Origin of the sequence: Nocardia sp. NPDC060220 (assembly GCF_042727815.1) — a bacterium.
GTDB lineage: Bacteria > Actinomycetota > Actinomycetes > Mycobacteriales > Mycobacteriaceae > Nocardia.
On sequence record NZ_JBHWZY010000383.1, the window covers coordinates 1 to 6388 of the forward strand.

Consider the following 6388-nt stretch of genomic DNA (forward strand, 5'->3'; position numbering starts at 1 on the left):
GATTCACCGCGTCTTCGGCGGCACCGAGAACATCGGGTAGATCGCAGCCGTCGGCGGCGAGGTAGGTGAGACCCGGCCGTGGACCATAGGCGCGCTCGATCCAGTCCGGTGCGGTGGGCACACTGATGCCGAGCCCGTTGTCCTCGCAGACGAATACCAGCGGCATCGGCACACCCTGATGGGCGGCATGCAGGGCGGCGTTGACCGCCCCGACCGCCGTCGAATGATTGGCCGACGCGTCCCCGAAACTGCACACCACCACCGCATCGGCAGGCCATCGGCACGAAATCCCTTGCTTCGCAGCACGATCCAACGCGAATGCCAGCCCCACGGCTCGCGGCAGATGTGAGGCGATGGTCGAGGTCTGCGGAATGATCGACGCCGCCGCGCTGCCGATCACCTTGTGCCGACCACCGGAAATCGGATCGGCAGCCGCCGCGACAACCCCCAGCAGCACATCCCGAATCGGATCCAGCCCCGGAATCTGGCGGCATCGCTGCACGAAGAACGCGGCCGACCGATAGTGCAACAACGCCGGATCATCGACGCGCAGCGCGGCCGCCACCGCCGCGTTTCCCTCATGTCCCGAAGACCCGATGCTGTAGAAACCCTGCCGAGCGGCCCCCAACCGCCGAGCCGCCAGATCGAGATGCCTACTGGCAGCTTGGGATTCGAACAACTCCACCCCGAACGCGGCATCGATGCTCCCGACCGCGTCGATCCGATCGGACACGACGAGACCATCCATCGCGGCCCGAAACGCCCCATCCAGGTCAATCGAACCCAGCGCCACCGCAACAACTCCTCGCCCGCAGTCGAGTCGACGTCCGAACCGTCGGCATGCCAAGAACCCGATGCTAGCGCCTGCCCGGCCGGATCCAGGGAGAACCCGGCAGGGGAAGAATCCCGCAACCGGGATAGTCGTAGCTGGAGTGCTGGGGTGGTTCGGGCAGCCGGTAGTGTCCGGTGTTCAGGTGGGACGGTGAAGGAGGGGCTATGACGACGTCAGGTGGGCCGGGCGGTCCGTGGGGGTATCCGCAGCAGCCGGGGCCTTTCGGGGCGCCGCCGCAGCAGCCGTATCCGCAGCAGCCGTACGGGCAGCCGAGTTTTCCGCCGCAGCAACCGCAATATCAGCAACCGCCTGCCCAATACGGTGCGCCGCAGTCGAATTATGCTGTGCCACAGCAAGCTCCGCCGCAGGTCGGACCGCAGGAGAGCGCGGCGGTGCAGGCCTATTTGGCGGCGGTCGCTCACCATATGACCATGGGCGGGCTCCAGGTGAGCCGGAATTGGGTCGGCCCGGTGCTGTCGCTGATCGGCGTCGGTGCGGTCATCAAGAGCTCGCTGAATCCGATCGAACTGGCCGTGTGCGTCGGCCACGCGGGCGAGATCTCACCCGCCACCGTCGCCGGATTCACCAGGCAGGTAGATGAATTCGCCCGCTCGATTCGGCGCCCGAGCGCCTTCGCGGTGAAGGGTGGCGCATGCGCCGTCGCCGCGCTGATATCCGATCGTGTACACCCGGCCAGCTTCGGCGCCGTCACCAACAAGGCGATGAGCTTCGGCACCGTCGTGGTACCCGCGGTTATCGATCTGAGCAACCGGCAGATGATGATCGCCCAGAACACTCCGGTGATGGGATTCGCGATGTGGAGTACCGTGCGCGGCAAAGCCGGTATGTACCTTCCGGATCCACGCGCGGTCTTGGGCTGACAGCCGTCGACGGTTCCCGCACATCGGTGATCGCGCGAATGCGCAAAGGCTGCGGCAGCACCTGTTCGCGAGGGTGACCGCATGTTTCCGAAAGCGCAGTGGTGGTCGCGGCTGCCAGGGTAGCTCTACGCCGCCGGGAGGCGGCGGTGAGTGAGCGCCAGGAGGCAGATCATGCGAGGCAGAATTCCTGTTCGGATGCGGGTGTTGGCCGCACTGAAGGGTGAGCCGGATTGGGATTCGATCACCCTGGCGGAGGTCGTCGAGGGGCGTGGGGCGCAGGAGAAGTTGCGTCGGTCGGCTGTCGGGACGTTCATCACCGGGCGGTCGGATCGGGGCGCGCTCGGCACCGATCACACGCTCGAACTGGCCGGTCGCACGCTGCGTGTTCGCGTGCATCGGCCGGTGCACGGGGGTTCGGGGTTGCCGTTGATCGTCGCGTTTCACGGCGGTGGGTTCATCACGGGGGTTCCTGAGCAGGACGATTGGCTGCTGAGTCACCTGGCTGCCGAGTGTCCGGCGGTGGTCGCCTCGGTGGACTACCGGCTGGCGCCCGAGCATCCGATTCCCGCCGCTGTCGAGGACGCCCGCGACGCGGTACCGCTTCTTGTCGCGCGGGCGGGGGAGTGGGGTGCGGACGGTGCTCGGCTCGCGCTGCTCGGTAGTAGCGCGGGTGCCACTCTCGCGGCGCTGACCGCCTTCGATACTCCTGACCTGCGGACGCAGGTACTGATCAATCCCCAACTCGATTGGACCGACGGGGTCTTCGACTATCCCTCGTTCACCGAGAATGCGGACAGCCCTACCGCGACCCCCGCGAATTGCCGTGCGGTGCAACGCATCGCGCTCCCCGAGGGATTCGACGCGCGGCAGATATCGCCGATGTTCCACGACGACCTCGCCGTGTGCGCCCCCACCCTCATCCAGTCCGCCGGTCTCGATCCGCTGGAAGATCAATCGCCCGCCTATGCCGATCGTCTGCGGCAGGCGGGTGTCGAGGTAACGCTGACCCGCTATCCCGAAGCGACACACGGTTTCCTGAGCATGCGGGGGCTGATCCCCGCCGCCGAACCCGCCCGCGCGGAGATCCTCGACCATCTGCGAAGCCACCTGGCTGTGCGTTCTGGAGCGCGTCGATGACCACCGTCAGTGAACAATCCACCCGGGCAACGAGTCTCATCAGCTTGCTTCGCCCGTATCTCGGCAGTTTCGGCGCGGTGGCGATCCTGCAGGTCGTCGGGGCCGTGGCGGGGCTGGCTCCGTTGCTGGCCGTAGTCGAACTGGGCCGAATCCTGTTGTCGCCCGGCGAGGTCGACCACACTCATGCGTGGCTCGTCGTGCTGGCCGGTGCGGCGGGTCTGCTCGTCCGATTACTGGGTACCGCAGCCTCTTCGGCGGTCGGGCACCTCCTCGACGATCGCGTCCAGCTGTCGTTGCGGCGGCAACTGGCCGATCAGCTGGGGCGGGTGCCGATCGGCTGGTTCGCGCGGCGACGCACCGGTGAGCTGGCGAAGATCGTCGGCGACGACGTGAGCGCGGTGCACCCGTTCATCGCGCACGCGCCCGGCGAACTGGTGTCCGCGTTCGTGGTGCCGTCGGTCTCGCTGATCTACCTGTTCACCGTCGACTGGCGGCTCACGCTCATCACCCTGATTCCGGTGGTGCTGGCGATCGCGTTGGTCCCCTTGATGATGACCCCCACCCGGCTGCGCGAACAGCAGGATTTCGACACGGCCATGGGTGGTATCGCCGGCTCGGTCGTCGAGTTCGTGCAGGGCATCGCGGTGGTGAAGGCCTTCGGCGGGTCCGAACGCGCCCATCGCCGATTCCGCACCGCCACGGAGGATTTCGCCGACATCTTCCTGCGGATGGTGCGTGGCCTGGCGGGCATCGCGGCGGGCATGCAGGTGGCGCTGTCGCCGCCGTTCGTGCTGCTGGTGGTGCTGCTCGGCGGCACGGTGCTGATCACGAACGGCGGAATGGCCCCGGCTGATCTGTTGCCGTTCCTGCTGCTCGGTATCGGGCTCACCGCCCCCGTGGCGGCGCTCGGACACGGTTTCGACGACCTCCAGGCCGCGCGGCGCGCGGTAGGCCGGATACGCGACGTACTCGACGAGGCGCCGCTGCCCGAGCCGACCCGACCGAGGACGCCGCAGGGGCATCGCGTGCGGTGGGCGGACGTCCGTTTCGGCTACGACGCCGAACACGAAGTGCTGCGCGGGATCGACCTGGTACTGGAGCCCGGCACTGTCACCGCACTCGTCGGACCGTCGGGCAGCGGCAAATCCACCCTGGTCCAGCTACTGCCGCGGTTCTTCGACCCGACCCACGGCACGGTCTCCCTCGGCGGCGTCGACCTGCGCGAACTCGGTAGCCGTGAGCTCTATCGGACGGTCTCGTTCGTCTTCCAGGACGTGCGGCTGCTGCGAGCCTCGGTCGCGGACAATATCGCCCTCGCCGTTCCCCGTGCCGACCGTAACGCCGTGGTGCGCGCGGCCCGCCTGGCGAACATCCACGACCGCGTCCTCGAACTGCCGCACGGCTACGACACGGTGATCGGCGACGATGCGGTCTTGTCCGGCGGTGAGGCACAGCGGATTTCGCTGGCTCGTGCCCTGCTCGCCGATACTCCGGTCCTGGTCCTCGATGAAGCGACCGCCTTCGCCGACCCGCAGACCGAGCAGGCCGTCCGGCAGGCGCTGGCATCGCTGGGACGTGACCGGACCATTCTGGTCATCGCCCACCGGCTGGAAACGATCGCCGACGCCGACACCGTCGTGATGCTCGACAACGGCACGATCGTCGAACAGGGCAGACCCGCGGATCTGCTTGCCCGACCGGGAAAATTCGCCGACTTCTGGCACGCGCACCGCACGGTGACCGCGGAACTACAGGGAGACCCACGATGATTCGCCTGCTGTTGCGCGTGCTCGGAGCCGACTACGCAGGTCCGGTTCGGCGCACGGTCGCGCTGATGACGGTCACTGCGGTCGCCGAGGGCCTGTCCTATGCGCTGCTGGTTCCGGTCCTGCGGGCGCTGTTCGGTGACGACCCCGCCGCTGCCCGACCCTGGCTGATCGCACTGGGTGGTGCCGTCGCCCTCTATGCCGTCCTGCGCTACCGCAGTGACCTGTCCGGATTCCGCGTCGGCACCACGCTGCTGCGCGGGGTGTACCACCGACTCGGCGACCACCTGGCCCGACTGCCCATCGGTTGGTACACGGCCGGTCGGGTGGGTGAGGTGTCGGTGCTCGCCAGTCGCGGTGTGCTGCAGGCGTTGAGCGTGCTCGCACACCTGCTGGCGCCGCTCATCTCGGCGGCCGTGGCGCCGCTGACGATCATCGTCGTGATGTTCGCGTTCACTTGGCAGCTGGGGTTGGCCGCGGCCGCCGCGGTGCCGATCGTGGCGGCGATCCAGGTCTGGTCGGGGCGGGCGATGCAGGTCGGTGACGCGCAGCGACACGAACGCGACCACGACGCCGCGCAACGGGTGATCGAATATCTGCAGGCCCAGCCTGTTCTGCGAGCCGGAGGGCGGACCGCGGAACGGTTCGACCTGCTCGACGATTCGCTCCAGGAAGTCGCGCGCACCTCGCGCCGCCGAGCCTTCACGGCGCTGCCCGGAATTCTCGGCCTCTCGCTCGCGGTACAAGCGGTGTTCACCGGTTTGCTCGCCCTCGGCACGTATCTCGCCCTCGGTGGAGACATCGGTGCGGCGGAGTTCCTGGCGATCCTGATCCTGGCCGCTCGGTGCGCCGACCCGCTGCTGTCCCTCGCTGATCTCGGCGGCCAGCTGCGCGGTGCCAGATCCGAACTGGTGCGCCTCGAGGCACTACTGCGGACCGAAACCTTGCCGGAACCCGGTACGCCCCTGGAACCGCAGGCTCATGACCTGACCTTCGACGCCGTCACCTTCCGGCACGGCACCCGCACGGTGCTCGACGAGGTCTCGCTGACGATTCCCCGCGGACAACGGCTGGCCGTGGTCGGACCGTCCGGCGCGGGCAAAACCACTCTCCTGCAACTGATCGCCCGCTTCTACGATGTCGACGCGGGCACCGTCCGCATCGGCGGCGTCGACGTGCGCTCCATCAGCACCGAAACACTGATGGCCCAGTTCGCCATCGTCTTCCAGGACGTCTACCTGTTCGACGGGACGATCGAGGACAACATCCGCCTCGGCCGCCCCGGCGCCACCGACGACGAGGTGCGAACCGCCGCCACCGCGGCCCGCCTCGACGAGGTGATCGACCGACTCCCCGGCGGCTGGGCAACGAACGTCGGCGAAGGGGGCACCCTCCTGTCCGGCGGTGAGCGTCAACGTGTTTCGATCGCCCGAGCCCTCCTGAAAGACGCCCCGATCGTGTTGCTCGACGAAGTGACCTCCGCCCTCGACCCCCTGAACGAGGCCGCGGTCCACGAGGGCATCGAACGCCTGATGGCAGGGCGAACCGTGGTCATGGTGGCCCATCGCCTGCGCACCTGTCTCTTATACACATCCGCACCTGCTGCGGATCGCCGGGGGCGACGCCCGCCGCGCGCTGACCGCGCTGGAGGCCGCCGCGGGCGCGGCGCTCTCCAAGCACGAGCAGGAGATCACGCTGGAGACGCTCGAGGAGACGGTCGACCGAGGACGACGATCCGGCCGCTGTCGCGGACGCCCCGCACGACGGGGTGG

At 68.1% G+C, this 6388-nt stretch carries 5 protein-coding genes and 1 pseudogene; 5 read left to right on the forward strand and 1 reads right to left on the reverse strand.

Features of this window, described 5'->3' with window-relative positions; genetic code table 11:
• The coding region (locus tag ACFWF3_RS20115) for a thiamine pyrophosphate-dependent enzyme (protein ID WP_379314832.1) at positions 1-748 on the reverse strand (748 nt) is incomplete at its 3' end.
• 248 nt (positions 749-996) lie between these two features.
• Between ACFWF3_RS20115 and ACFWF3_RS20120 the strand changes: the two genes are divergently transcribed.
• The 5 genes and pseudogenes from ACFWF3_RS20120 to ACFWF3_RS20140 all read left to right on the forward strand — a co-directional run.
• On the forward strand, positions 997-1713 hold the full coding sequence (locus ACFWF3_RS20120; RefSeq protein ID WP_379314829.1) for a hypothetical protein: 717 nt from the start codon (positions 997-999) through the stop codon (positions 1711-1713).
• A gap of 171 nt (positions 1714-1884) precedes the next feature.
• Positions 1885-2850 (forward strand): alpha/beta hydrolase fold domain-containing protein, encoded by a 966-nt coding sequence (locus tag ACFWF3_RS20125; protein WP_379314830.1) that lies wholly within the window; start codon positions 1885-1887, stop codon positions 2848-2850.
• Entirely contained in the window at positions 2847-4619 is a 1773-nt protein-coding gene (locus ACFWF3_RS20130) for an ABC transporter ATP-binding protein (RefSeq protein ID WP_379314831.1), read from the forward strand. Before ACFWF3_RS20125 ends, ACFWF3_RS20130 begins: the two co-directional genes overlap by 4 nt.
• A 65-nt stretch (positions 4620-4684) precedes the next feature.
• Positions 4685-6085 (forward strand): annotated as a pseudogene (locus ACFWF3_RS20135) (ABC transporter ATP-binding protein); the annotation flags it as partial.
• A 175-nt stretch (positions 6086-6260) separates the two neighbouring features.
• On the forward strand, positions 6261-6388 hold a 128-nt coding region (locus ACFWF3_RS20140; RefSeq protein ID WP_379314833.1), incomplete at its 3' end, for a hypothetical protein.

Excerpts from the sequence above, each read along its gene's own strand:
- ACFWF3_RS20130 (WP_379314831.1), top strand. The coding sequence starts at position 2,847 with ATGACCACCGTCAGTGAACAATCCACCCGGGCAACGAGTCTCATCAGC.
- ACFWF3_RS20125 (WP_379314830.1), top strand. The coding sequence starts at position 1,885 with ATGCGAGGCAGAATTCCTGTTCGGATGCGGGTGTTGGCCGCACTGAAG.
- ACFWF3_RS20120 (WP_379314829.1), top strand. The coding sequence starts at position 997 with ATGACGACGTCAGGTGGGCCGGGCGGTCCGTGGGGGTATCCGCAGCAG.